Raw genomic sequence first — 25,737 nt, 5'->3', positions numbered from 1 at the left:
GTAGGGTTGACCGAATCTTCATCTTCCATAGTCGCAGGAGTCATCACGCGTGAACGTCGATCCCCGAGTGCAGGCCTCACTTCTCGAGCTGGCCGCAGTGGACACCGAACTGACTCAGATCGCGCATCGTCGGAAAAACCTTCCGGAGCAGGCCGAGGTCGAGAAGCTCGAGGGCGAACGCATCGCCCGTAAGGACGCGGCCGTCGCGGTTCAGATCTCGATGGACGATCTCGACCGCGACATCAAGAAGCTCGAGAACGAGGTCGACGCGGTTCGCCAGCGCGAGGACCGCGACAAGAAGCTGCTCGAGAGCGGCACCGTTGCCGCGAAGCAGATGTCCGAGATCCAGCACGAGCTCACGAGCCTGGAACGACGTCAATCCATCCTCGAAGAGGAGCTTCTCGAGGTCATGGAACGGCGTGAGGCGTCGGAAACCGACTACAACCACGCAGGCGCGCAGCTGACCCAGATCGAGGAAGAACTGATCGACGCGGGCCGGCGCCGGGACGACGCCGTAGCGGACATCGACGCTGCCGAGCAGCGCAGTACCGGTCGCCGCTCCGAGCTGGCAGGTACTTTCCCGGACGATCTGCTCGGGCTGTACGAGAAGCAGCGCGGCCTGACCGGTCGCGGCGCGGCGCTTCTGCAGGCCCGCCGGTGCGGCGCATGCCGCATCGAACTCGACCGCGGCGAAATCTCGCGAATCGCGGCGAAGCCTGCCGACGAACTGGTTCGCTGCTCCGAATGCAACGCAATCCTGGTGCGCACCAAGGAGTCCGGCCTGTGAGCACGCCCGTCCGGGTGATCGTCGAGGCGGACGGTGGCTCACGCGGCAACCCGGGGCCTGCCGGATACGGCGCCGTGGTCCTGTCCAGCGATCGCGGCGACGTGCTCGCCGAACGCCGACTCGCACTCGGTGTCGCCACCAACAACGTGGCCGAGTACCGCGGTCTCATCGCAGGCTTGACCGCTGCCGCCGACGTCGGCGCGCGTGAGGTGCAGGTCAGGATGGACTCCAAGCTCGTCGTCGAGCAGATGTCGGGACGCTGGAAGGTCAAGCACCCGGACATGATTCCGCTGAACCGTGAAGCGGCCGAGCTGGTCCGTGGATTCGATTCGGTGAGCTTCGAGTGGATTCCGCGGAACCAGAACTCGCACGCCGATCGACTCGCCAACGAGGCGATGGATGCAGCGGCCGCCGGAGACGACCTTGCGCCCGCCGAGGAGGTGACCGAGAAGCCCGCCGCGCCCGGCTGGACCGGCGCCGTCGGTGAGCCGACGCGCATGCTGCTGCTGCGGCACGGCCAGACCCCACTGTCGGTCGAGCGACGCTACTCCGGTCGCGGCAACCCCGCGTTGACCGAGCTCGGCGAGCGTCAGGCCGCTGCGGCGGCCGACCATCTCGCGAGGCGAGACGACATCGCGGCGGTGGTGTCGTCGCCGCTCGGACGTGCGCGGCAGACCGCAGGTGCGTTCGCCGACAAGGTGGGCTTGGAGGTATCGGTACTCGACGATCTGACCGAGACCGACTTCGGTGACTGGGAAGGTCTGACGTTCAAGGAGGCCTCGCAGCAGTACCCCGACATCCACCAGCGTTGGCGCGGCGACACCTCGGTGGCGGCGCCCGGAGGCGAAAGCTTCGACGTCGTCCACGAACGCGTCAAGGCAGCACGCGACAAGCTCGTCGCGTCGTACGCGGGGTCGACGATCGTCGTCGTCAGTCACGTCACGCCGATCAAGATGCTCCTGCAGCTCGCACTCGACGTCGGACCGTCGATTCTGTACCGCATGCACCTGGACCTGGCGTCGCTCAGTATCGCCGAGTTCTACCCGGACGGTGGGGCGTCGGTGCGTCTGGTCAACGACACGTCATATCTCGATCAGTAGCGAGACCCACAGCGCAGCAACCGATCCCACGATCGTCAACGGTGTGGTGATCAGCCCGAGTGTGGTGAACGTTCGGAGGTCGGCCGGTTCGTGATTCGCCGCGCCGACCCGTCGCCACAGCATGATGGCGAGCGAACCGACATAGGTCAGATTGGGGCCGAGGTTCACCCCGATCACCATCGCGAGCAGCAACCCGGGCGGTGCCGACGGGCCGAACGCAGCCAACAGCATCAACGTCGCAGGAAGATTGTTGACGACGTTGCACGCCACCGCCGCGATAGCAGCGGTGGCAAGCAGACCGAGGAACGTCTCCTCGGTCGGCAGGATGTCGGTCAGCCAGCGTCCGATCGGGCCTGCGGTGACACCGGCGACGACGATCGCCAGCAGCAGGACGAAGCCACAGAACTTCAGGTCGGCGGCGCGCAGGATTCTGCTCGGCACCGTGAATCCGTTGCGCAACGCGGGAACAGCGAGGACGAGCGATCCCGCTGCCGCGACCCAGAACGGCTCGACATGGAAGAGACCGGCGACGGCGAATCCGACCAGTGTGGCCCCGAGAACAGCGAGCGTCCCGAGAGGTGCAGGGATGCGCTCTGGGCTCGGCGCGTCCTCGATGCGCACGAGATCTGCGCGAAAGAAGATCCAGAACACCGCGAACTCGATCAGCACGGCCACGATCCACGGCAGGGCCATCAGCGCAGCGAAGTGAACGAACGTCAAGCCGGTCGCACCGAACGCCAACAGGTTTGTGAGGTTGGACACGGGAAGCAACGTCGACGCCGAATTGGACAGGTGCGCGCTGGCATAGCTGTGCGGCCGCGCAGACATCCGCAGTGCGCGCGCCGCGCCGATGACGGCAGGGGTCAGGAGGACCACGGTGGCGTCGAGGCTCAGGATCGCGGTGGTGACCGCGGCAGCAGCGAACACCGAGACCAGCAACTTGTGCGGACTCCCGCCGGCACCCCTGCCCATCACCGACGCCATCCACGTGAACACGCCTCGGGCATCGGCGAGGTGGGCCAGGATCAGAATGAACGCCAGGAACACGACGGTCGGCAGCAGTTCGGTCACCTGCTCGACAGCACCCGAGACGGTCACCAGGCCGAGTACCAACGTCAGTGCAGCGGCGGGCAACGCAGCGACGATCTCGGGGAGACCGCGGGGACGAACGATGGCGAAGATCAGGACAGCGGCGACGAGAGCCGCGGCGACGAGGCTCACGCGAGCATCTTGGCGAGTGTCCGTAGATTGCGCGTCGTGGTGGTCGGCTTGAACTTGGCCTTGGCGGTGGTCTTCCCGACGATGCTGTCGGTGGTGTGGCCCCGAAGAACTTCCCAGTAGACGACGCCCCGGCCGGCCGCGATGCGTTCCAGGTCCGGATCCAGCGTCTCGCCGATGGCCGCCAGCTCGGCGAGATGGTCGTCGTCGTTGCCGAAGACGACGTAGGGGTGCCAGCCCTCGCGCTCGGCGTCGAACGGGTACTCCTCGACGATGCCGCGCAGGGTCGGGACGTCGAGAACGATGACCCAGGCTTCGTAGCCGAATCGCTCCGACAACACCGCCTCGACCGACGCCTTCAGTTCGGCACCCGTCGACGGCGATCGGAGGTGCACGTTGCCCGTCGCGAGAGTGGTCCGCACGTCGGTGAAACCTGCGTCCGTCAGGGCGGCACGGAGATCTGCCATCTTGATGTTGATTCCGCCGACGTTGATGCCGCGCAGCAGAATGACGTGATCCATGGGGTGAACTGTAGTGCGGGCCCCACAGGTGTAGTTCGAACGCGACAGACACGGGTAGAGTCACCTCTCGCGAACGAGTCGGTTGGACGGCTGCGGCACGAAGGACTGGCGGGCTCGAACCGTCAAGCTTCGAGCCGAGGAAAGTCCGGACTCCACAGAGCAGGGCGGTTGCTAACGGCAACCCGAGGTGACTCGCGGGACAGTGCCACAGAGAACAGACCGCCCACGTGCGGATCCTTCGGGAGACGCAGGTGGGTGAGGGTGAAACGGTGCGGTAAGAGCGCACCAGCACCTCAGGTGACTGAGGTGGCTAGGTAAACCCCGCCCGGAGCAAGGTCGAAGGCCGCACCCGTAACAGGTGCGGCTGCGCAGGTGTTCGAGGGCTGCTCGCCCGAGCCTGCGGGTGGACTGCTCGAGGTACCCGGCGACGGTGTGCCCAGATGGATGGTCGTCGTTCCGTCCCGTTTCGGCGGGGAGGAAAACAGGATCCGGCTTACATGCCGGCTCGTTCGCACCCAGTACGGCACACTGTTCTCATGAGCAACGACGACGAAGCCTGGTACTACGACGTTCGTACGAAGACCGTCTCGCAGGGCAAGGAGGCGGGTGCCTTCGATCGCATGGGACCGTACCCCGATCGCAAGACGGCCGAGCGTGCCATCGAGATCGCGGCGGAGCGAAACAAGGCCGCGGACAAAGCCGACGACGACTGGAACAACTGACTTTCGTGGCTCCGATTCGACTGCCCACCTCGAACTTCGACTTCCACGCGATCAGGTCCGAATTTCGTCTGCGAGAGGCGTTCTCGGACGATGCCTTGGCCGAGGCATCGTCCCCGGTCGATCGGTACGAGCACGACCGCGAGGATCGCACCGATATCCCGCTCGTGACGATCGACCCGCCTGGTTCGATGGACCTCGACCAGGCGGTGCACATCGAGAGGCTGACGTCGGGTTTCGTCGTGCATTACGCGATCGCCGACGTCGGCGCTCTCGTGATTCCGGGCGGAGCACTCGACTCCGAGACGCGTGAGCGCGGACAGACCTACTACCTGCCCGACGGTTCGGTCCCGCTGCATCCGCGGGTGTTGTCCGAGGGTTCGGCGAGCCTGCTGCCGAACGAAGCGCGCGCCGCGGCGCTCTGGCGAATCGAGCTGGACTCCGACGGCGAAGCGGTGGCATGGACAGTCGGCCGCGCGATGGTCAGGTCGGTCGCGCGTCTGGACTATGCGGGCGTGCAAGCCGACGTCGATGCAGGCACTCCGCATCCGTCGATCGCAGCATTGGCAGAGTTCGGGGCATTGCGTGCGCAGGCAGCTCTCCTGCGTGGATCGATCGACATCACGCTGCCCGAACAGGAAGTCGTCCCCGACGGCCACTCCTGGCGGGTGGAACTGCAGGGCCGCACGGACGTCGACACGTGGAACGCCGAGGTGTCGCTACTGACCGGAATGTGCGCCGCGCGCATCATGCTCGACGCCCGCGTCGGGATACTGCGGACGCTGCCGACCGCGTCGAAGGATGCGCTGGCAACGCTGCGCACCACCGCGGACACACTCGGGATCGAGTGGCCGGAGGGCGCGTCGGCAGGCGCGGTTCTCGCTGGACTGCCGAGCGCCGCGCCCGAGACACTCGCGATGATGACCGAGGCGACCGGGCTGCTGCGCGGCGCGGACTACGCCGCGTTCGACGGCGACGTGCCGAACCTGACCGATCACGCCGGCATCGGCGCGCCCTACGCGCACGTGACGGCTCCGCTGCGACGGCTGTCCGACAGATACGCCACCGAGGTCTGCCTTGCCGTCGTCGCGGACACCGAGATCCCGGCGTGGGCGCGCACCGCGCTCCCGGACCTCCCGGCGGTGATGCGAGCGTCGGATTCGACTGCGTCCAAGGTGGATCGAGCGTGCATCGATCTGACCGAGGCGACGATGCTTGCCCGACGGGTCGGCGAGGAGTTCGGCGCGCTCGTGTTGCGTGGTGCCGAAGGCAAACGCGACGCCGAAGTGTTCCTCGACGACCCGATCGTCATCGGAAAGTGCACGGGTGAGCCGCCGGAGGGGGAGAAGGTGACGGTACGGCTGACCGTCGCCGACACCGACTCCCGCCGAATCGAATTCAGCTACGACTCACCGTAGCGACGCGAACCGGTCGGTGGCCTGGACCAGATGATGCACGATCCCGGGCTCGCTGGCCGAGTGTCCGGCGTGGTCGACGACGATCAATTCTGCCTCGGGCCATGCCTTGTGGAGGGCATGTGCGCTCGTCGCGGGGCATACGACGTCGTAGCGACCTTGGACGATGACGCCGGGGATGCCGTCGAGCAGATGCGCGTCGTCGAGCAACTGGTTCTCGCGCAGGAACCCGCCGTTGCGGAAGTAGTGGTTCTCGATTCCGGCGAACGCCAGCGCGAACCGCGGATCGGAGTTCTCGGCGACCTGCTCCGGCCGCGGCAGCAGATAGCTCGTCGCGGCCTCCCACGACGACCACGCGACGGCGGCAGCAGTGGCCACATCCCGGTCGTCCGACGTCAGCAGCCGGTGATAGACCTCGACGAGGTCGCCGCCGCGTTCGTTCTCCGGGACGGGTGCGAGGAACTCGTCCCACTGCTCGGGGAAGATGTGTCCCGCGCCGCCGTTGTAGTACCAATCGATCTCGCTACGCCGCAACAGGAAGATTCCTCGCAGAATCAGGCCGTTCACGCGGTCTCGATGGCTCTGCGCATATGCGAGCGACAGCGTCGAACCCCACGACCCGCCGAACACGAGCCATCGTTCGACGCCCAGATGTGTGCGTAGCGTCTCGATGTCGCTTATCAGCCGATCGGTGGTGTTGACCGACAGGTCGGCACCGTCGGCGATGTGCGGCGTCGAACGGCCACAGCCCCTCTGGTCGAAGAGGATGATCCGGTACGCAGCCGGGTCGAAATATCTACGCTGCGCGGGTCCGGTGCCGCCACCGGGACCTCCGTGCACGAAGACGACCGGGGTGCCTTCGGGGTCACCGCTGGTCTCCCAGTAGATGCGTTGGCCGTCACCGACGTCGAGATGGCCGGAGTCGTACGGTTCGATCGGTGGATACAGTTCGGTCGAATACGTCTGTGTCACGGATCAGAACCCGACCAGACCGGACGCGAGATCGGGGATGTCGAGGGACTGCATGGCCTCGGTGCGCACGTCGGGGCAGTTCGCGATCGTGATCTCGTCGACGATCGCGCGGTTCTGCACCACCTGCAGGTTGATGACTCCGCTCTGCGCCGCCCAGGTCTGCACGACGATGTTCAATCCGCCGCGCCCCAACGTCGGACCCTGGATGCGCCATTCCTGCAGTTGCTCACCGAGATCGGTGCACAGTTGCTGCTTCTGTTGATCGGTGATGCCGTCCGCGGCTGCCGTAGTGGTGGTCGGCGGCGCAGTCGTGGTCGTGGTCTCGGGAAGAGACGACGACGATCCGGTGGTGGTGCTGTCGGTGCCGCAGGCGGCTGCTGCTGCGACGACGACAGCCGCCCCCGCAAGGGAGGCGGCTGTGCGGCGAAATATCTGTGAGCCACGCTGGGTTCGTGAGTTCATGGCACCGAGTGTGCCATCGACGAGCCTCGGTCAGTAGCTGTGCTCGGGGCCGGGGAAGGTTCCGCTGCGTACCTCGGACAGGTACGTCGCTGCTGCCGAGCGCAGCTCGTCGCCGACGGCTCCGAACTTCTTGACGAACTTGGCCGTCTTGCCACTGGTGTAGCCGGCCATGTCCTGCCACACCAGCACCTGTGCGTCGGTCTCGTTGCCCGCGCCGATTCCGATGGTCGGAATGGTGAGCTTGCGGGTCACCTGACCGGCGAGATCGGCAGGCACCATCTCCATGACGACGGAGAACGCACCTGCCTCCTGTACCGCGATGGCGTCGGCGACGAGTTGATCGGCGCCGTCGCCGCGTCCCTGGATGCGGAATCCGCCGAGCCCGTTGACGCTCTGGGGGGTGAACCCGATATGAGCCATGACCGGAATGCCTGCCGCCGAGATGGCTGCGATCTGGTCGGCGACGCGCTCTCCGCCTTCGAGCTTGACGGCGTGGGCGAGGCCTTCCTTGAGGAAACGCGTCGCCGTGGCGAGCGCCTGCTGCGGTGAGGACTCGTAGGTTCCGAACGGCAGGTCGGCGACGACGAGAGCGTTCGGGGCGCCGCGCACGACACCGCGCACGAGGGGGAGAAGTTCGTCGACGGTGACCGGAACCGTCGTGTCGTAGCCGTAGACCACGTTGGCCGCCGAATCGCCGACCAGGAGCACCGGGATACCGGCTTCTTCGAAGATGCGGGCACTCGAGTAGTCGTACGCCGTGAGCATGGCCCAGCGCTCACCCTCGGCCTTCATCTGCAGGAGATGATGGGTGCGCGTCTTGCGAGTCAGTCCGGATACCGCAGCATCGGACGCACCGTACACAGAATTGTCGGACATCTTTGTCCCTTTCGGTTCCTCGAGGCCCGCCTGCGGGTCCCCGGGATGGGGTTGATGACGCCACCAGTCTGCCACCGACGACCTGGCCGTTTAAGGGGACTCGGCAGTGCAATACATCACATCGGGTCGTCGTGGCTGCGGAATCGGTTCGTGATGGGCATCCGCCGATCGCGTCCGAACGCGCGCGAGGTGACCTTGGCCCCGATCGGATACTGACGTCGCTTGTATTCCGACGCGTCGACCTTGCGCAGGATGTCGGCGACGGTGTCGCGGTCGTATCCGGCGGCGACGATGTCCCGCAGTCCCTGATCGCAGTCGACGTAGCGGTAGAGGATCGCGTCCAACTCGTCGTAATCGGGCAACGAATCGGTGTCGAGTTGGCCGGGCCGCAATTCCGCGGACGGCGGCTTGTCGATGCTGTCCTCGGGTATCGGCGGAATCTCTCCTCGCTCGGTCGCAGTCTTGTTGCGCCATCGTGCGAGGTCCCACACCAGCGACTTCGGAACGTCCTTGATCGGTGCGTAGCCCCCGACGGCATCGCCGTAGATCGTCGAATATCCCACGGCGAGTTCGGATTTGTTGCCCGTCGCGAGTATCAGATGCCCGTCGGAATTGGACAGCGCCATCAATGTCATTCCGCGACATCGCGCTTGAATGTTCTCCTCGGCGAGACCGGTAAGGCCGAGTGTGCGAACGAAGACCTCGACCATCGATTCGATCGGTTCGGTCGTGAAGCGAATTCCGGTACGACGCGCGAATTCGTCTGCGTCGCTGCGTGAATGGTCCGACGAGTACCGCGACGGCATCGACACCCCGTGCACCGCATCGCTGCCGAGTGCGTCGACTGCGATCGCGGCGACGACCGCCGAATCGATACCACCGGACAGGCCGAGTGCAACGGTCCGGAACCCGTTCTTGTGCACGTAGTCTCGAAGGCCGGTGACGAGCGCCGCCCACACCTGTTCCTCGTCGGGCACGGGCTCGGCAATGGACCGACCCCTGCGATCCCATCCGCGAACGATGATGTCGGAGAGTGTGTTTCGGTCGACAGTCCACCCGTCGGGGTGGTCGTCGGGCGTACGGTCGCCTGGCAGATCGACGTCGACGCACAACAGATCCTCGGTGAACGGCCGTGCGAGACCGAGGAGCTCCCCGTCCGCGGCGACGACCATGCTGCCGCCGTCGAACACCAACTCGTCCTGGCCTCCCACCAGATTGACGTAGGCCACCGGAACCCCCGCCTCGGCGGCGCGACGGTCGACCACCGACCGGCGAATCGTGTCCTTGCCGAGTTCGAACGGGCTCGCATTGAGGCACAGCAGCGCGTCGACACCGGCGGCCGCGTACGCAGGCACGGGTCCACCCGGTTGCCAGATGTCCTCGCAGACCACGACGCCGACACGGTGCTCGCCGACAGTGGTGATGCTCAGATGCGTGCCCGGAGCGAAGTATCTCGCCTCGTCGAAGACGCGGTACGTCGGCAATGCGACCTTGTCGTAGCGAGAGACGACCTCGCCGGCGAACAACACCGCGGCACTGTTCCTGGCGCCCGCGATGTCGCGATCCAGATAGCCGACGACCGTGACGACTCCTCCGCAGCCTGCGCGGTCCAACGCGTCGGCCAGCCGTCGTATCGCAGTCGTGCAGGCCTCCGCGAACGACGGGATCAACGCGAGGTCCTCGACGGGATAGCCCGTCAGCGCCATCTCGGGAAACAGCACGACCTGCGCGCCCTCCTCGACCGCCCGTCGCGTCCACGACACGATCAGCGCAGCATTGCCGTCGAGGTCTCCCACTGTCGGATTGATCTGGGCAAGGGCGATTCGCAGTGCCTGCACAGCTCGGAGCCTAGTAGCGACTTCTTCGGTCCGCTGGCTGTGTCCACGTGCACCGCATGGGCGCTCTGGCACCATCGTGACTGTGAAGTCTTCGAGAGTGGGCGCTGCGGTGGTCGGGGCAGTGGCACTGCTGGTTCTGCAGGGATGTTCGGGTCGCGAGGCGACAACCTTGGGCACCGCCGAACCGTCGTCGGACGAGCAGTGGGCGGCAGGCGCGGGGGTCGTACCGGCCGGGCTCGAGCAGTTCTACACGCAGACACTCGATTGGGAGTCGTGCGACGGTTACGACACGGACGGCACCGGGCTCGGCAGCACCCTCGAATGCGCGAAGGTCACCGTCCCCCTGGACTACGCGAACCCGGCCGGACCGATGGCCGAGGTTGCCATCTCGCGAGCACACGCGTCGGGAGACAAGATCGGATCGATCCTGTTCAATCCGGGCGGGCCCGGTGCCTCCGGGCTCTATCTGGCGACGCAGGCCGAGGATTCGCCCATCGCCGAGAGGTTCGATCGCATCGGATTCGACCCTCGCGGAGTCGGCGCATCGACCCCTGCCGTTCGGTGCCTGACGACCGAGGAGACCGACGAACAGCGACGCGAGAACGACGTCGACATGTCTTCGGAGGGGATCGCGACGACGGAAGGCGAGCATCGTGACTACGCCGCCAAGTGTGCCGAGCGGACGGGTGCCGACGTGCTTCAACACGTCGGCACACAGGAAGTCGTGCGGGACATGGATGTCATCAGATCCGTCCTCGGCGACGAGAAGCTGACGTACGTCGGCTTCTCGTACGGCACCCGGCTCGGCAGTGCGTACGCGGAGACGTTCCCGGCGAACGTGCGGGCGATGGTTCTCGACGGTGCGCTCGATCCCGAGCAGACTCCCGTCGACGAGGCCGTCGAGCAAGGGGCGGCGTTCCAGAAGGCGTTCGACGACTTCGCGGCCAGTTGCGCCCAGACGTCCGAGTGCGCGCTCGGGACGGATCCGGTCGACGCGAACCGGAAATTCAGAGAGCTCGTCGACCCGTTGCTCGCCTCACCTGCCGCGACGACCGATCCGCGCGGCCTCAGCTACGACGACGCGTTGACCGGCGTCCAGCAGGCGCTCTACTCGAGCACGCTGTGGCGTGTGCTGCGCGTCGGACTGACGGAGTTGAACGACGGCAGGGGAGACACGTTGCTTCGTCTCGCCGACACGTACTCCGGTCGTCTCGACGACGGCTCCTATTCGAACCTCGACGACGCGTTCACCGCGATCCGATGTGTCGACGATCCGCCGGTCACGGATCGAGCCGAGGCGGACGAGGCGGACGTGCGGTATCGCGAGGCTGCGCCGTTCCTGGACGACGGCCTCGGCACCGGTCAGGCCCCGCTCGACGTGTGCGCGTTCTGGCCCGTGAAGAACACCGGTACGCCGCACACCATCTCGGCGCCGGGAGTGCCGAAACTCGTCGTGGTCTCGACGACATTCGATCCGGCGACGCCGTATCAGGCGGGGGTGGAACTCGCCGCGCAACTCGGCGCCGACCTGATCACCTACCAGGGAACGCAGCACACCGTCGCGTTCTCGGGTGAGGACTGCGTCGACGGCCCGCTCGTCGATTACCTCGTCGACCTCGTCCCGCCAGGTAACAATTTGGTGTGTTGACGTCCGATCACGACGGTATCCGGCCAGGTGAGAGCGGCCGGAAGTGAGACTGAATTCACGATGTAACACAGATTTAACGCGGTTTGCTTACTCTCGCGGACATGGATCGCCAAAAGGAATTCGTGCTCCGGACTCTGGAGGAGCGCGACATCCGCTTCGTCCGCTTGTGGTTCACCGATGTCCTGGGCTATCTGAAATCGGTGGCCATCGCGCCCGCCGAGCTCGAGGGCGCGTTCGACGAGGGCATCGGATTCGACGGCAGCGCGATCGAGGGCTTCGCGCGCGTTTCCGAGGCCGACACCGTCGCCAAGCCGGACCCGTCGACCTTCCAGATCCTGCCGTGGTCCACGAGCAAGGGTCACCAGCACTCCGCGCGCATGTTCTGCGACATCGCGATGCCCGACGGTTCGCCGTCGTGGGCCGATTCGCGGCACGTGCTGCGTCGCCAGCTCAGCAAGGCAGCCGACCTCGGGTTCAGCTGCTACGTGCACCCCGAGATCGAGTTCTTCCTTCTCAAGGACAGCCCGGAGGACGGCTCGCCTCCCACGCCTGCCGACAACGGCGGTTACTTCGACCAGGCGGTCCACGATTCGGCTCCGAACTTCCGCCGGCACGCCATCGACGCGTTGGAGTCGATGGGTATCTCCGTCGAGTTCAGTCACCACGAGACGGCACCCGGACAGCAGGAGATCGACCTCCGCTACGCCGACGCGCTGTCCATGGCCGACAACATCATGACGTTCCGCTACGTGGTCAAAGAGGTCGCGATCGAGGAGGGTGTGCGCGCGACGTTCATGCCCAAGCCGTTCAGCGATCAGGCCGGCTCGGCGATGCACACCCACATGAGCCTGTTCGAAGGCGACGCCAACGCGTTCCACAACCCCGACGATCCGATGCAGTTGTCGGAGACCGGCAAGTCGTTCATCGCAGGCATCCTCGAGCACGCCAACGAGATCAGCGCCGTGACGAACCAGTGGGTCAACTCGTACAAGCGTCTCGTGCGCGGCGGCGAAGCACCGACGGCCGCGTCGTGGGGACCCGCCAACCGCTCGGCGTTGATCCGCGTCCCGATGTACACGCCGAACAAGGCGTCGTCGCGTCGCGTCGAGATCCGTAGCCCTGACTCCGCGTGCAACCCGTACCTGGCGTTCGCAGTTCTCCTCGCGGCAGGCCTGCGCGGCATCGAGAAGGGCTACACGCTTCCTCCCGAGGCCGAAGAGGACGTCTGGGCACTGACGTCCGCCGAGCGCCGCGCGATGGGCTACAAGGAGCTGCCGGGCAGCCTGGATCAAGCGCTCAACGCGATGGAGGGTTCCGAGCTCGTCGCGGAGGCCCTCGGCGAGCACGTGTTCGACTTCTTCCTGCGCAACAAGCGCCGTGAATGGGAGGAGTACCGGAGCCACGTGACGCCGTACGAGTTGAAGGCCTACCTGGGGTTGTAACAGGCGTGGCTCTCCGATGGACTAGGTTCTAGTCGTTCGAGAACGATAGTTCCTGCGGTGAGGTGAATCTGTGTCACGCCAGAGTCGAGGTGTTCGCTGATGGTGCGTCCGCCCACGTCACGATCGGTCGTACCAGGGGCAGGCCGTCTCGGCCTCGTGGAGCCGAGCGCCCCTGCGGACTTGCAGCGGCTCGGCTGGTTCGACGAGGACAGCCTCGAGCTTCTGTGGTCTCTGTCGAGAGCTGCGAACGCCGATCTGGCCCTGCGCACGATCGTGCGGTTGTCCGACGCATTGGGTGAGGACTTCTCGGAAGTCGCCGCTGCACTGCGCTCGGACAAGGGTTTTCGTGGCCGTCTGTTCGGGCTGACGGGTGCGTCGAGCGCGCTGGCCGACCATCTGGTGTCCGACCCCGACACATGGCGCCTGCTGCTGACGCCCGAGGGCAAGTCGAGCAAGGGCTCACGCGTCGAGCTGCCGAGCAAGGATCAGCTCACTCAGCAGTTGCTCGATGCCGTCGAGGCAGTCCCCGAGACGGGTGAGAACGCCGCGCCGGACCTGTACCGAGCGGGCATCATCGGATCCGAAGCCGTTCTCGCGCTGCGTAAGACGTACCGCGACCAGGTGATGGTGCTGGCCGCAGCGGACCTCGCGGCCACCGTCGAGAACGAGCCGGTGCTGCCGTATCAACTGGTGGGAACGCAGCTTTCGGACATGGCCGACGCGGCCCTGACCGCCGCTCTCGCCGTCGCGGTCGCCACCGTGTGCCCCGACAAGCCCTGTCCGACGCGTCTCGCCGTCGTCGCGATGGGCAAATGTGGTGCGCGAGAGCTGAATTACGTCTCCGACGTCGACGTCGTGTTCGTGGCGGAACCTGCCGATGCCGTGGCGAGCCGCATCGCGGGTGAGATGATGCGCATCGGCTCCTCGGCGTTCTTCGAGGTCGACGCGGCGCTGCGGCCCGAGGGCAAGCGCGGCGAGCTCGTCCGCACGCTCGAATCCCATGTCGCCTACTACAAGCGGTGGGCCAAGACCTGGGAGTTCCAGGCACTGCTCAAGGCCCGCCCGATGACCGGTGACCTCGAACTCGGTCACGAGTACGTCGCCGCGTTGAATCCCATGGTGTGGTTGGCCTCTCAGCGTGAGGACTTCGTGCCCGAGGTCCGTGCGATGCGCAGACGCGTCGAGGAGATGGTGCCGCCCGAGCTACGCGAACGCGAGATCAAACTCGGTCGAGGCAGCCTCCGTGACGTCGAATTCGCCGTGCAGCTACTGCAACTCGTGCACGGACGGACCGACGAGTCGCTGCGCGTTCTCGGCACGACCGACGCGCTTGCGGCGCTCACCGACGGCGGGTACATCGGCCGCGACGACGCGGCGAATCTGACGGCGTCGTACGAATTCCTGCGCCTGATCGAGCACCGCTTGCAACTGCAGCGCATGAAGCGCACGCACACGCTGCCGCCCCCGGACGACGAGGAAGCGCTGCGATGGCTCGCGCGGGCAGCGCACATGCGTCCCGACGGCAATCGTGACTCGCTCGGCGTGCTGAATGCCGAGATCAAGCGCAACGCTCAGCGCATCAGGCGTCTGCACGCGAAGCTCTTCTACCGCCCGTTGCTCGATTCGGTCGTGCGGTTCGACTCGGACACCGTGCGTCTGACGCCCGATGCCGCGATTCGTCAGCTCGCCGCGCTCGGGTACGCGGCACCGGAGAATGCACTCGGGCATCTGCGAGCCTTGGTGGGTGGCGGTGCACGCCGCGGACAGATCCAGGCCGTGCTGCTGCCGACGCTTCTCGAATGGCTCGCCGACACACCGGATCCCGACGCCGGACTGCTCAACTATCGACGGCTGTGCGAGGCGACGGTCGATCACACGTGGTTCCTGCGCATGCTTCGTGACGAGGGAGCCGTCGCACAGCGGTTGATGATCGTTCTCGGATCGTCGGCGTACGTCCCGGACCTGCTGATCAAGGCACCGGAAGTGGTCCGACTGTTCGCCGACGGTCCGACCGGACCCAAGTTGCTCGACGCGGAGCCGGAGGAGACGTATCGCGCGATTCTGTCGTCGTCGGGCCGGTACGAGGATCCAGCGCGGGCGATCAACGCTGCCCGCTCGCTTCGCCGACACGAACTTGCGCGTGTGGCATCGGCGGACATTCTCGGCATGCTCGACGTTCCGCAGGTGTGCCGCGCGCTGTCTTCGGTGTGGGCTGCCGTCATCAATGCAGCTCTGGCCGCAGCGATCAGAGCAAGCGAAGCCGAACGTGGTGAGCCGGCACCCGCGCGTCTCGCCGTCATCGGAATGGGACGCCTCGGCGGAGGCGAGCTCGGCTACGGCAGCGACGCCGACGTGTTGTTCGTCTGTGAACCCACCGAGGGTGTCGAGGACAGCGTTGCGGTCAAGTGGGCCAACGGAATCGCCGACCGCATACGCAAACTCCTCGGTGCGCCCAGCACCGATCCACCGCTCGAGGTCGACACAGGTCTGCGGCCCGAAGGCCGCAACGGGCCCGTCGTGCGGACTCTGTCGTCGTACGAGGCCTACTACGCGCAATGGGCACAGGCGTGGGAAGTTCAGGCCCTGCTGCGCGCCCATCAGGTCGCCGGAAACCAGGACCTCGGCATCAAGTTCCTGCTCATGGTGGACAAGGTGCGCTACCCGGAGGGTGGTGTGTCGGCCGAGGCCGTACGCGAGATCCGCCGTATCAAGGCACGCGTCGACTCCGAGCGGCTACCGAAGGGCGCCGACCCGGCTACCCACACCAAACTCGGGCGCGGCGGGCTCGCCGACATCGAATGGACGGTACAGCTGATCCAGCTGCGGCATGCACACGACGTTCTTGCGCTGCACAACACATCGACGCTGCAGAGCCTCGACGCGATCGGTGCAGCGGAACTGCTCAGCGAATCCGACGTCGAATTGCTGCGTGAGGCATGGATTCTTGCAACGAAAGCGCGGAATGCACTCGTGCTCGTGCGCGGCAAGCCGACCGATCAGCTGCCCGCGCCCGGGCACATACTGTCCGCGGTCGCGAAGGTCGCAGGATGGCCGAACGGCGATGCGGGGGAGTTCCTCGACAACTACCTGCGCGTGACGCGTCGGGCAAAGGCAGTGGTGGAGCGCGCGTTCGGGGCCTGAGGCCGCCGAACGCGCGCATCAGCCGGCGGTGACGAAGCCCTCCGACACCAACCAGTTGCGGGCGACGTCGGCGGGCTCGTTGCCCTCGACGTCGACCTGCCGGTTCAGCTCGGTCATGACCTGGTCGGTGAGCGTCGACGAGATCGGTGCCATCACTTCGGCCACCTCGGGGTGTGCGTCGGCGAACGACTTCTTCATCACCAGTGCAGGGTTGTACTTCGGGAAGAACGCTCGATCGTCCTCCAGCAGAACCAGATCCAGCGCGATGATGCGCCCGTCGGTGGTGAAGACCTCACCGAACTTGCACTGGTTTCCGTCGGCGGTCGCCTGGTAGATGATGCCGGTCTGAAGAATCTGCCTCGGCGCAGCGGCCGGATCGAATTCGTACTTCGCCGCCATGCCCGGATATCCGTCCTGACGGACGTTGAACTCGGTCTCGACGCACGTGGTCGCTGCCGCAGGGTCGGTCTCGACGAGGCGTGCGTAGTCCGACAGTGTGCGCACGCCTGTCTGTTCGGCTGTCTGCTTGTTCATCGCGAGCGCGTACGTGTTGTTCATCGGAGCCGGTACGGCCCACACCATGTCGTTGGCCGCGAGGTCCGCGTCGCGCACCGCCTCGTACTGCTGCGTCGAGTCGGGGAGCGGAGTTTCGTTGCCCAGGTAGTTGATCCACCCGGTGCCCGTATACTCGTACGTCAGATCGATCTGGCCGTCGAGCTGCGCGTCGCGGGTGCTGTTGGAACCCTGGATGTTGGTCAGATCGCGGACGTCCGCGCCGGCGGCCGCCATCGCGAACTCGATGATGTAGCCCAGAGTGATCTGCTCCGTGAAGTCCTTGGACCCCACGGTGATCTTGACGCCCTCCAACTCGGGAACGGGTTGAATGCTGTCCGGTCCGACCGGAAGCGGTACTGCGCCACCCGATTCGAGTCCGCATCCCGCGAGGAGCAGTCCCGACGCGGCCAGCGCCGCCACTGTCGACCTGATGGATCTCATCGCAGCCCCTTGGGTCCGAGGAACTGTTCCGCGAGAGCGCCGAGCCAGTCGATGAACAAAGCCAGAGACACCGCGAGAACTGCCCCGACGACCAGAGTCACGTTGTCGCGCAACTTGTATCCGGTGTCGATGAGAATTCCCAGACCACCTGCACTCACCAGGAAGCACAGCGTCGCGGTTCCGACGGCCAACACGAGTGACGTGCGCAGTCCCGCGAGAATGTACGGAACGGCCAACGGGAACTCGACCTTCCGCAGAACCGTCGCCGCTGACATTCCTTGTCCTCGACCGGCATCGATCAACGTGCGGTCGACTTCCTGGTAACCGAGAATCGTGTTGCGTAACACGGGAAGCAGTGAATAGAACGCGATCGGCAGCACACCGATCCAGAATCCGGTCTGCCTCGTGGCGAGGTAGAACAGCACCAACAGACCGATCGCGGGTGCCGCGGCGCCGATGTTCGCGATGCCGACGAAGAACGGCGCGAGCCGGGTGTATCCGGGACGGGTCAGCAGCGTTCCCAGCGGCACTGCGATGATCACGACGATGACGACGACGGCAGCAGTGAGGAGGATGTGCTGCCAGGTCAGCGTCGCGATGTTGGAGATGCTGATACTGCCTTCCTGGGTCGCGGTCAATTCGCGACTGAACGCCCAGATCAACACTCCCGCAGCGAGAACCACGACGAGGACCGGTTGTACGAGAAGTCGAAGTCGTTCGGCGCGGCGGGTGGCTCCGCGTTCGGATGCACCCAGGTCCGGCTCGGGCTCCATGTCCGGGACGTCGGGCGTTCGGGTCTGCTCCGAGGTGGTCATGCCGGCGCCTCGGCCGGACTGACGTCGTCGTGATCGTGCTCGTGTTCCTCACGCATCTTCTGCAGGTGGCCGACGAGCGTGTCGATGGAGATCAGGCCGACGTATTCGCCGCGGTGGCCCGTCACGACCGTCGATGCGGTGCTCTCCGCGAGGAGCGCTTCCAATGCGTCCTGCAGCGTCGACTGGATCGACACCAGTTCGCCGATCGGTGTTCCGACTCTCCTTAGCGACGACGCCGTCTGCAGGTGTGCGGGATTGACCCACCGAAGAGGACGGTTGCGGTCGTCGAGGATCAGACCCCACTGCCATTTGCGCGAGCTGATCTTGGCCCTGAACTCGTCGACCGGATCACTTTCCTTGGCGGTCGGGCACTGCACGAGTCGCACGTCGCGAATTCGGGTGAGCGTCAACTGCTTCAGTGACGCATCGGCGCCGACGAAACCGGCGACCGTCTCGTCGGCGGGGTTGGCCAGAATTGCTTCGGGGGTGTCGTACTGCAGGATCGAGGACTGATTGCCGAGCACCGCGATCCGGTCGCCGAGCTTCACTGCCTCGTTGAAATCGTGCGTCACGAACACGATCGTCTTTCCGAGCTCTGCCTGCAGTCGCATCAATTCGTCCTGCAGCAGCCCTCGTGTGATCGGATCCACGGCGCCGAAGGGTTCGTCCATCAAGAGCACCGACGGATCGGCGGCGAGAGCGCGCGCTACGCCGACGCGCTGTTGCTGCCCTCCGGACAGTTGTCGCGGGTACCGGCCACGATAGGTGTCGGGATCGAGTCCGACGAGGTCGAGCATCTCGTCGACGCGGTTCTCGATGCGCTTCTTGTCCCAGCCGATCAGGCCCGGCACGGTGCCGACGTTCTTCGAGATCGTCATGTGGGGGAACAGACCGGCCTGCTGGATCGAGTACCCGATTCCGCGGCGCAGTTCGTCGGGATCGATGGACAGTGCGTCCTTGCCGTCGATGGTGATCTTGCCCGACGACGGCTCGATCAACCGATTGATCATCCGCATCGTCGTCGTCTTCCCGCAGCCGGACGGGCCGACGAACACGACCGTCTCTCCCGCGGGCACCGTCAGCGACACGTTGTCGACTGCCGCGTCCTTCTGGCCCGGGTATCGCTTGGAGACGGAGTCGAGCACGATGTCGACGCCGGATACGTGCTGGTTGGTTGTTTCAGTCACGAAGACCCCTCGAGGTTGTGAGACGACCGACAAGGACGAGCAAGCCGTCGACGATGAGAGCGAGAATGACGATCAGGACCGTGCCGACGAGAGCCTGAGGCACCGCGTTGGGGCTGCCGACACGTGACAGTCCGGAGAAGATGAGGTTGCCCAGGCCCGGGCCCTTCGCGTATGCGGCGATCGCGAGGATGCCGAAGATCATCTGGGTGCTGACGCGCATACCGGCGAGAATCGACGGCCACGCCAGTGGCATCTCGATGCGGGTCAGAATCTTCGTTCGATTGAGCCCGACGCCCTTGGCCGCGTCGGTGACGGCCGGATCGACGGAAGCGAGACCGATGATGGTGTTACGGATGATGGGCAGAAGGGCGTACAGCACGAGCGCGGTGATCGTGGGTGCGACACCGAGACCGAGAATCGGGATGAGCAGACCCAATAGTGCGAACGACGGAATCGTCAGGATGGTGCTCGCCAGAGCGGTCGCGACGGCCGAGCCGGCGGGGGAGCGGTAGACCAGGATCCCTACGAGGACCGCGACGATCGTCGCGATGACGATGGACTGCACGACGGCGGACACGTGCAGGTACGAATCGGTGAGCAGCTGCTGTCGTCTGTCGGAGACGAAATTCCAGAGAGCGTCCATTCGAGGTTCTTCACCCTCTTCGCGTATCCACGGTCTCGTTCGGCGGTTCCGAACGAGCGCCACGTACGAGAGTGTCTTACTTTGACCGTTGTTAAACCGGTTTTCGCCAAGTCGTTACCCGAGTGCACGAAAAAACCACCCGCACCGCCGAGATTCGGCGATACGGGTGGTTCCGGTGAAGCGGTGACGGTGTGTGATTACACGTCGTAGTACAGCTGGAACTCGTACGGGTGCGGACGCAGGTTGACCGGGGCGATCTCTTGCTCGCGCTTGAGCGAGATCCAGGTCTCGATCAGGTCGGTCGTGAACACGCCACCCTCGGTGAGGTACTCGTGGTCGGCCTCGAGGCGATCGATGACGGTGCTGAGCGACGTCGGAGCCTGAGGAATGTTCTTGGCCTCCTCGGGCGGCAACTCGTAGAGGTCCTTGTCGACCGGAGCCTGCGGCTCGATCTTGTTCTTGATTCCGTCCAGGCCGGCCATCATCTGGGCGGCGAAGTTCAGGTACGGGTTGCCCGAGCTGTCCGGTGCGCGGAACTCGAGGCGCTTGGCCTTCGGGTTGTTGCCCGTGATCGGGATACGCACGGCAGCGGAGCGGTTGCGCTGGCTGTAGACGAGGTTGATGGGAGCCTCGTAGCCCGGCACCAGACGGTGGTAGGAGTTGACCGTCGGGTTGGTGAACGCCAGCAGCGACGGTGCGTGGTGCAGGATGCCGCCGATGTAGTGGCGAGCGAGATCCGACAGTCCGGCGTATCCGGCCTCATCGTGGAACAGCGGCTTGCCGTCCTTCCACAGCGACTGGTGGACGTGCATGCCCGAGCCGTTGTCACCGAAGAGCGGCTTCGGCATGAAGGTGGCCGACTTGCCGTGCTGCCATGCGGTGTTCTTCACGATGTACTTGAACAGCTGCAGGTCGTCGGCGGCTGCGAGCAGCGTGTTGAACTTGTAGTTGATCTCGGCCTGACCGGCGGTGCCGACCTCGTGGTGGCCGCGCTCGAGCTCGAAGCCTGCGTTCTGCAGGTTGGTCGAGATCTCGTCGCGGAGGTCGACGTAGTGGTCATACGGTGCGACGGGGAAGTATCCGCCCTTGGGGCGAACCTTGTAGCCCAGGTTGGGGCTGCCGTCGGCGTTGGTCTCGACGCCGGTGTTCCAGGAAGCGGACACCGAATCGATCTCGTAGAACGCGCCGTTCATGGCGGAGTCGTAACGAATCGAGTCGAAGATGTAGAACTCGGCCTCGGCACCGAAGAACGCGGTGTCGGCGATACCGGTGGAGATCAAGTACTCCTCGGCCTTACGCGCGACATTGCGGGGGTCGCGGCTGTAGGACTCGCGAGTGAAGGGATCGTGCACGAAGAAGTTGACGTTGAGCGTCTTCGCGGCGCGGAACGGGTCCACCTGCGCAGTCGTCACATCGGGGAGGAGGAGCATGTCCGACTCGTGGATGGACTGGAAGCCGCGGACGGACGAGCCGTCGAACGCGAGGCCGTCGTCGAAGACATCCTGGTTGAACGCAGACGCCGGGATCGAGAAGTGCTGCTGCACACCGGGAAGATCCGTGAATCGGATGTCCACGTACTCGATATTCTCGTCGGCGATGAACTTGATGACCTCTTCGGCCGTGGTGAACGCCACGCTGTTACTCCTTTGTCGTTTCCGTCGACCAGCACGTTATGGACCTCGTGTTGCCCGCCAGTCAAGGCTATGTTTCGCCCGTGTTACACGTCGCGTGCTGAATTCACGCTTCGCGGTAGCGTCGGATGCGATCTCCGCACCGATCGCGGGAGCGCGACGCCCTCCCAACAGTACGGTGACGAATTATTCCGACGTCAGGGTCGGAGCCTATCCTGGTAGCCATGGCACGAATGACAGGCTCCTGGTTGTCCGGTCCGAACGCGGCGATGGACGACGACGGGACCGAACAGAATTTTCCCGGCGAGAAGCTCGGGTTGCCGTCGGACGGTCCTGGGGCCGTCGCCGGCCTCGGTCGTCGCAGTGCGGCACTGCTGGTCGACTGGTTGATGTCGATGGGAATCGGTGCATTGCTGCTGAGTGTCACCGGGTGGCAGCAGTCTCTGTCGACCGTCACCTTGCTCGTGTGGTTCGTCGTGGGCGTCGCCGCCGTCACGATCTTCTCGTTCACACCGGGGCAGATCGTCGCGGGCATACAGGTCGCCCGAGTCGACGCGGCCGCCAAGGTCGGTTTCGTCCGTGCGCTCGTGCGCACGTTCTTCATCGTCTTCGTCTTCCCGGCCGTGATCTCGGACCACGACGGTCGCGGTATGCACGACCGGGCGACGGGCACCGCAATGCTGCGGGTGCGCTGACGGTTCAGCGGAAGATCAGCGACGCTTGATGGTGCGCTGAACGCCCTTCATCTTCGCGCCGCCGGGGATCGGACCCTTCGGCATCGCGGGTCCGCCCTTGGTGCCCAATGCGGACAGACGTGACTCGATGGTGTCCATCCGCTTGCTGTCGATGTTGTTCGGCAACTTGGTCAGGTACTTCTGCAAGCCCGACAGCGGAATCTGGTTGTCGCCGTTGCCGACCACGATGTCGTAGATCGGAGTGTCGCCGACGAGCCGTGCGGTCTTCTTCTTCTCTTGCGCGAGAAGCGATTTGACGCGCTGCGGCGCACCCTCGGCAACCAGGATGACTCCGGGCTTGCCGATGACGCGGTGCACTGCGTCGAGCTGCGTGGTTCCGGCGATCGCATTGGTGACGCGCCAGGATCCGCGCAGGTTGTCGAGCGCCCACGCCGCCGCGCCTGCCTGACCGTCGGCCTTGGTGTACACCGACTTCTGGACGCGACGTCCGAAGATGATGAATGCGACCAGGACGCCGATCAGAAGTCCGAACGGCAGAAGGAACCATTCGATCCCGAAGATCAGACCGATCAGGAATGCGACGACGGTGATACCGACGACCGCACCGATCATCAGCGGGAGAAGGAGTTTGTCGTCCTTCCGCTGCATCTGGAATGCCTGCCACAGCTGACTGCGGCGTTCCTTCGATGCCTGCTTGCGGGCAGCTTTCGCTGCCGCCTTTGCTTCCTTGCTGGGCTTACCTGCTTTGCCCGCTTTACTGCCGTTCGCCATGCTTCACAGGATACGTCCCGCCGCGGCAACTACTGTCACCGCGGCGGCTAGTGAATCAGCGTGCGGCCAGACGGGCCATCAGAGAGCTGGCTTCCTGGGATGCGTCGCCGCCCTCGGCGAGGTGGCTCATGCTCTCGGGGAGTTCGCGCCCGTGGTGTGCCATGGCCTGTGCGTAGAGGCGTCCCGCGCGGTAGGAGGAGCGGACCAACGGTCCTGCCATGACACCGGCGAAGCCGATCTCGGTGGCGTACTCGGAGTGCTCGACGAACTCCTCGGGCTTGACCCACCGCTCGACCGGGTGGTGCCGCGGCGACGGGCGCAGGTACTGCGTGATGGTCAGGATGTCGCAGCCTGCCTCGTGGAGATCGCGGATGGCTTCCTGCACTTCCTCGGGGGTCTCGCCCATGCCGAGGATGAGGTTGGACTTGGTGACCAGGCCGTCGTCGCGTGCTGCGGTGATGACGTCCATGGACCGCTGGTAGCGGAATGCAGGACGGATCCGCTTGAAGATGCGAGGGACCGTCTCTACGTTGTGCGCGAGCACCTCCGGGCGCGAGGAGAAGACCTCGGCGAGCTGATCGGGCTTGGCGTTGAAGTCGGGGATGAGAAGCTCGACGCCGGTGTTGGGGTTGAGCTTCTTGATGTAGCGCACGGTTTCGGCGTACAGCCACGCGCCGCCGTCGTCCAGGTCGTCGCGGGCGACGCCGGTGATCGTGGAGTAGCGCAGGCCCATGGCCTGGACGCTCTCGGCGACACGGCGTGGCTCGTCGCGATCGAGCGCGTCGGGCTTGCCTGTGTCGATCTGGCAGAAATCGCAACGTCGGGTGCACTGCTCGCCGCCGATGAGGAACGTCGCCTCGCGGTCTTCCCAGCATTCGTAGATGTTGGGGCAGCCGGCTTCCTCGCAGACCGTGTGCAAGCCTTCGCGCTTGACCAGGCCCTTGAGCTCCGAATACTCCGGACCCATCTTCGCGCGGGTCTTGATCCAGTTGGGCTTGCGTTCGATCGGGGTCTCCGCGTTTCGGATCTCGAGGCGGAGCAGTTTGCGTCCTTCTGGGGCCACAGTCACGAAATCGATGCTACGCGCCGAACTTCAGCGTCGTGAATTGCGGGTTACCGGAAGCTGCGACGGGTTCCGGACGGGGGACGGGGTGGTCGGAGACAGGAAGGTCGCCGTCCAGCGCGGCGACGACGGCAGCGGTGACGGCAGGAGTCACGTCGGCGATGGTCACGTCGCGTCCCAGCTCGTTCGACAGCGACGTGACACCGGCGTCGGCGATTCCGCACGGCACGATCGCGTCGAAACCGGCCATCGTGGAGTTGCAGTTCAGCGAGAAGCCGTGCAGCGTCACCCCGCGTTGAACGCGCACTCCGATCGCGGCGATCTTCCGTTCCGGAAGCCACACGCCGTCGCGCTGCGTCGACGACAGCCACACACCGGATCGACCGTCGACGCGGCCGCACGGCACGCCCAGATCCGTGCAGACCGTGATGAGGGCTTCCTCGATACGGCGGACGTAGGCGACGACGTCGATCGGTTGTGCCAGTTTGACGATCGGGTATCCGACCAGCTGCCCGGGGCCGTGCCACGTGATCTTGCCACCGCGGTCCACCTCGATGACCGGCGTTCCGTCCTGCGGGCGGTCTTCGGGTGATGTTCGACGCCCCGCCGTGTAGACGGAGGGGTGCTCCAGAAGCAGGAGGGTGTCACGACCGCATGCATCGGCGCGCATGTCGGCGAGTTCGCGTTGACGGTCCCACGCGTCGATGTACTCGGTCCGTCCGATGTCCTGGACGTCGATCGAATCCGAACTCTCTCGTGCTGACCGTGCGGTGCTCATGGCGCCGAGATTACGCCCCCGTCAACGACCGACTGCGGCCCGCAGCGCCTCGCCGACCGTGTTGTGCGCGAAAACGTAACCGGTGTCCTCGAGAACCGTCGGGATGGCCCTAGGGCCGGTCAATATCGCCTCCTGGGCGAACTCGCCGATCCCGGCGCGAAGCACGATCCCGGGAACGATCCACGGGGCCGGCCGATGAACCGCACGAGACATCGCGCTGTTGAACTGAGCATTCGTCACCGGCGCGGGTCCGACCATGTTGACCGGACCCGACACGGCGTCGTGCTCGATGCCGTGCACGATCGCGCCGATCTCGTCGTCGAGCGAAATCCAAGGGAAGTACTGTCGGCCACTGCCGAGACGCCCGCCGAGGGCGAGGAGATACAACGGGCGGAGTTTGTCCAGCATTCCGCCGCGCTGCGACAGGACGACGCCGCTGCGCAGAGTGATGGTGCGCACCCCCGCGGAGGAGGCCGCCGACGTCGCGTTTTCCCAGTCGCGGCACACCTCGGCCAGGAAGCCGGAGCCGACGGGAGCGGACTCGTCGACGACGCGGTCGCCGGTGTCGCCGTAGAAATTGACGCCGCTGGCGTTGATCAGCGTCGGGACCGACTGGGCCGCACACGCGTCGGCGAGTACTTCGGTCGGAGTGATCCTGCTGTCGCGGATCGCCTGCTTGTACGACCCCGACCACCGTTTGTCGCCGATTCCGACGCCGCACAGGTTCACCACGGCATCGGTACCGCGCAGTGCCCGTTCGTCCAGCGACCCGTGTGGGGGATCCCACTGGTACTCATCGGGACCGGCGGGCGCGCGTCGGACCAAACGCGCGACGTCGTGACCTTTGCCGCGCAACGACGCGACGAGAGCGGTACCGATCAGGCCCGAAGAACCAGCAATGACTACGCGCATGAGTTCGATTGCCTCCCAAGCAGTTTCGGGGCACCACTCGCGCTGCGAATGGTGCCCCGACTGTCGATCGATTCCCCGTTTTCTCGAGGACGGGCCAGCGTGTATCC

The 25,737-nt window shown here is 65.4% G+C and carries 23 protein-coding genes and 1 other RNA gene; 9 read left to right on the top strand and 15 right to left on the bottom strand.

Annotated elements, in window-relative coordinates; all coding sequences use genetic code 11:
- Nucleotides 1-49 precede the first annotated feature (49 nt).
- Together CHB96_RS19225 and CHB96_RS19220 are read left to right on the top strand one after the other, a co-directional pair.
- Nucleotides 50-787: a zinc ribbon domain-containing protein gene (locus tag CHB96_RS19225; RefSeq protein WP_176444372.1), complete on the top strand. Its 738-nt coding sequence runs from the start codon at nucleotides 50-52 to the stop codon at nucleotides 785-787.
- Entirely contained in the window at nucleotides 784-1,887 is a 1,104-nt protein-coding gene (locus CHB96_RS19220) for a bifunctional RNase H/acid phosphatase (protein ID WP_245865875.1), read from the top strand. Before CHB96_RS19225 ends, CHB96_RS19220 begins: the two co-directional genes overlap by 4 nt.
- Here the strand turns inward: CHB96_RS19220 and CHB96_RS19215 are convergent.
- On the bottom strand, nucleotides 1,870-3,108 hold the full coding sequence (locus CHB96_RS19215; protein ID WP_089249143.1) for an SLC13 family permease: 1,239 nt from the start codon (nucleotides 3,106-3,108) through the stop codon (nucleotides 1,870-1,872). The genes CHB96_RS19220 and CHB96_RS19215 overlap by 18 nt on opposite strands.
- Nucleotides 3,105-3,626, bottom strand: coding sequence for a DUF1697 domain-containing protein (locus CHB96_RS19210; RefSeq protein ID WP_089249141.1), 522 nt, complete (start codon nucleotides 3,624-3,626; stop codon nucleotides 3,105-3,107). Before CHB96_RS19210 ends, CHB96_RS19215 begins: the two co-directional genes overlap by 4 nt.
- 74 nt (nucleotides 3,627-3,700) lie before the next feature.
- Between CHB96_RS19210 and rnpB the strand changes: the two genes are divergently transcribed.
- The 3 genes from rnpB (at nucleotide 3,701) to CHB96_RS19195 (ending at nucleotide 5,763) form a co-directional block, all read left to right on the top strand.
- An RNA gene (gene rnpB, locus CHB96_RS19205) (RNase P RNA component class A) lies at nucleotides 3,701-4,138 on the top strand.
- A gap of 24 nt (nucleotides 4,139-4,162) precedes the next feature.
- Nucleotides 4,163-4,348, top strand: coding sequence for a hypothetical protein (locus CHB96_RS19200; protein WP_089249240.1), 186 nt, complete (start codon nucleotides 4,163-4,165; stop codon nucleotides 4,346-4,348).
- A gap of 5 nt (nucleotides 4,349-4,353) precedes the next feature.
- Nucleotides 4,354-5,763: an RNB domain-containing ribonuclease gene (locus tag CHB96_RS19195; RefSeq protein ID WP_089249139.1), complete on the top strand. Its 1,410-nt coding sequence runs from the start codon at nucleotides 4,354-4,356 to the stop codon at nucleotides 5,761-5,763.
- On the opposite strand, the gene pip is transcribed toward CHB96_RS19195, so the two are convergent.
- The 4 genes from pip to CHB96_RS19175 all read right to left on the bottom strand — a co-directional run bounded on the left by pip (nucleotide 5,755) and on the right by CHB96_RS19175 (nucleotide 9,908).
- Nucleotides 5,755-6,732 (bottom strand): prolyl aminopeptidase, encoded by a 978-nt coding sequence (gene pip, locus CHB96_RS19190; RefSeq protein ID WP_089249137.1) that lies wholly within the window; start codon nucleotides 6,730-6,732, stop codon nucleotides 5,755-5,757. The two genes, CHB96_RS19195 and pip, sit on opposite strands and share 9 nt — an antisense overlap.
- A 3-nt stretch (nucleotides 6,733-6,735) precedes the next feature.
- Complete coding sequence (locus CHB96_RS19185; protein ID WP_089249135.1) at nucleotides 6,736-7,194, bottom strand: hypothetical protein; 459 nt, start codon at nucleotides 7,192-7,194, stop codon at nucleotides 6,736-6,738.
- A 30-nt stretch (nucleotides 7,195-7,224) separates the two neighbouring features.
- Nucleotides 7,225-8,070 (bottom strand): 3-methyl-2-oxobutanoate hydroxymethyltransferase, encoded by an 846-nt coding sequence (gene panB, locus CHB96_RS19180; protein ID WP_089249133.1) that lies wholly within the window; start codon nucleotides 8,068-8,070, stop codon nucleotides 7,225-7,227.
- A gap of 116 nt (nucleotides 8,071-8,186) precedes the next feature.
- The gene (locus tag CHB96_RS19175; protein ID WP_245865873.1) at nucleotides 8,187-9,908 is read right to left on the bottom strand and encodes an NAD+ synthase; all 1,722 of its coding nucleotides are present in this window, start codon (nucleotides 9,906-9,908) and stop codon (nucleotides 8,187-8,189) included.
- An 82-nt stretch (nucleotides 9,909-9,990) separates the two neighbouring features.
- Here CHB96_RS19175 and CHB96_RS19170 point away from each other — a divergent pair, with 82 nt between their 5' ends.
- From CHB96_RS19170 to CHB96_RS19160, 3 genes are all read left to right on the top strand, one after another.
- The gene (locus CHB96_RS19170; protein ID WP_176444371.1) at nucleotides 9,991-11,556 is read left to right on the top strand and encodes an alpha/beta hydrolase; all 1,566 of its coding nucleotides are present in this window, start codon (nucleotides 9,991-9,993) and stop codon (nucleotides 11,554-11,556) included.
- Between the two features lie 101 nt (nucleotides 11,557-11,657).
- Complete coding sequence (gene glnA / locus CHB96_RS19165) at nucleotides 11,658-12,998, top strand: type I glutamate--ammonia ligase (protein WP_089249129.1); 1,341 nt, start codon at nucleotides 11,658-11,660, stop codon at nucleotides 12,996-12,998.
- A gap of 99 nt (nucleotides 12,999-13,097) precedes the next feature.
- Complete coding sequence (locus CHB96_RS19160) at nucleotides 13,098-16,139, top strand: bifunctional [glutamine synthetase] adenylyltransferase/[glutamine synthetase]-adenylyl-L-tyrosine phosphorylase (RefSeq protein WP_089249127.1); 3,042 nt, start codon at nucleotides 13,098-13,100, stop codon at nucleotides 16,137-16,139.
- 18 nt (nucleotides 16,140-16,157) lie between these two features.
- Here the strand turns inward: CHB96_RS19160 and CHB96_RS19155 are convergent, their stop codons facing one another.
- The 5 genes from CHB96_RS19155 to glnA (CHB96_RS19135) form a co-directional block, all read right to left on the bottom strand.
- Nucleotides 16,158-17,135: a glycine betaine ABC transporter substrate-binding protein gene (locus CHB96_RS19155; protein WP_089249125.1), complete on the bottom strand. Its 978-nt coding sequence runs from the start codon at nucleotides 17,133-17,135 to the stop codon at nucleotides 16,158-16,160.
- Nucleotides 17,132-17,908: an ABC transporter permease gene (locus CHB96_RS19150; RefSeq protein WP_089249236.1), complete on the bottom strand. Its 777-nt coding sequence runs from the start codon at nucleotides 17,906-17,908 to the stop codon at nucleotides 17,132-17,134. Before CHB96_RS19150 ends, CHB96_RS19155 begins: the two co-directional genes overlap by 4 nt.
- 38 nt (nucleotides 17,909-17,946) lie before the next feature.
- Nucleotides 17,947-19,137 (bottom strand): ABC transporter ATP-binding protein, encoded by a 1,191-nt coding sequence (locus CHB96_RS19145; protein WP_089249124.1) that lies wholly within the window; start codon nucleotides 19,135-19,137, stop codon nucleotides 17,947-17,949.
- Entirely contained in the window at nucleotides 19,130-19,780 is a 651-nt protein-coding gene (locus tag CHB96_RS19140) for an ABC transporter permease (RefSeq protein WP_089249122.1), read from the bottom strand. The genes CHB96_RS19145 and CHB96_RS19140 overlap by 8 nt, the downstream gene beginning before the upstream one ends.
- Nucleotides 19,781-19,977: 197 nt before the next feature.
- Nucleotides 19,978-21,414 (bottom strand): type I glutamate--ammonia ligase, encoded by a 1,437-nt coding sequence (gene glnA, locus CHB96_RS19135; RefSeq protein ID WP_089249120.1) that lies wholly within the window; start codon nucleotides 21,412-21,414, stop codon nucleotides 19,978-19,980.
- 221 nt (nucleotides 21,415-21,635) lie between these two features.
- Here glnA (CHB96_RS19135) and CHB96_RS19130 point away from each other — a divergent pair, with 221 nt between their 5' ends.
- Nucleotides 21,636-22,106: an RDD family protein gene (locus CHB96_RS19130; protein WP_089249118.1), complete on the top strand. Its 471-nt coding sequence runs from the start codon at nucleotides 21,636-21,638 to the stop codon at nucleotides 22,104-22,106.
- A 15-nt stretch (nucleotides 22,107-22,121) separates the two neighbouring features.
- Here CHB96_RS19130 and CHB96_RS19125 read toward each other — a convergent pair whose 3' ends face one another.
- The 4 genes from CHB96_RS19125 to CHB96_RS19110 are packed head-to-tail and all read right to left on the bottom strand — an operon-like array spanning nucleotide 22,122 to nucleotide 25,630.
- Nucleotides 22,122-22,877 (bottom strand): DUF4191 domain-containing protein, encoded by a 756-nt coding sequence (locus CHB96_RS19125; RefSeq protein ID WP_089249116.1) that lies wholly within the window; start codon nucleotides 22,875-22,877, stop codon nucleotides 22,122-22,124.
- 55 nt (nucleotides 22,878-22,932) lie between these two features.
- Nucleotides 22,933-23,946 (bottom strand): lipoyl synthase, encoded by a 1,014-nt coding sequence (lipA, locus tag CHB96_RS19120; protein ID WP_176444370.1) that lies wholly within the window; start codon nucleotides 23,944-23,946, stop codon nucleotides 22,933-22,935.
- Between the two features lie 10 nt (nucleotides 23,947-23,956).
- Nucleotides 23,957-24,718, bottom strand: coding sequence for a lipoyl(octanoyl) transferase LipB (lipB, locus tag CHB96_RS19115; protein ID WP_089249112.1), 762 nt, complete (start codon nucleotides 24,716-24,718; stop codon nucleotides 23,957-23,959).
- Nucleotides 24,719-24,739: 21 nt separating this feature from the next.
- Entirely contained in the window at nucleotides 24,740-25,630 is an 891-nt protein-coding gene (locus tag CHB96_RS19110) for a TIGR01777 family oxidoreductase (RefSeq protein ID WP_089249111.1), read from the bottom strand.
- Between the last annotated feature and the right edge of the window lie 107 nt (nucleotides 25,631-25,737).

The organism is Rhodococcoides kyotonense, assembly GCF_900188125.1.
In the GTDB taxonomy this organism is placed as follows: Bacteria; Actinomycetota; Actinomycetes; order Mycobacteriales; family Mycobacteriaceae; genus Rhodococcoides; species Rhodococcoides kyotonense.
This window is presented reverse-complemented; position numbering and strand designations above follow the sequence as displayed.